Annotated in this window: 1 protein-coding gene; it reads right to left on the bottom strand. The window is 62.0% G+C overall.

The window, feature by feature from the left end:
• A partial coding sequence (locus SB756_RS29245; protein ID WP_410913038.1) for an ROK family protein occupies window positions 1–280 on the bottom strand: 280 nt, incomplete at its 3' end.
• Window positions 281–295: the final 15 nt, after the last annotated feature.

Raw genomic sequence — 295 nt, 5'->3', positions numbered from 1 at the left:
CGTGACGACCGCGGTAGAGCTGACGATTCAGGATGATGCCTGCCCCGATCCCTTTGCCGTAGGTGGCGATCACCGCCGACTGCGCGTTGCCGAGCTGACCAAACACCAGCGCCGCCATTGCCATGGCGTTGGCGTCATTCTCGATAAACACCGGCAGCGAGAAACGCTCTTCCAGCAGGCGCGCAATCGGGACGTTGTCCCAGTCGAGCACTTTGGAGCGGATACAGTAGCCGTTTTCGGCATCGACCAGTCCCGACAGTGCCAGGCCAATGGCGCCCACCCGCTTCTCCTCAAC

Source organism: Pseudomonas sp. SIMBA_068 (assembly GCF_046534705.1).
Classification (GTDB): domain Bacteria; phylum Pseudomonadota; class Gammaproteobacteria; order Pseudomonadales; family Pseudomonadaceae; genus Aquipseudomonas; species Aquipseudomonas putida.
This window is presented reverse-complemented; position numbering and strand designations above follow the sequence as displayed.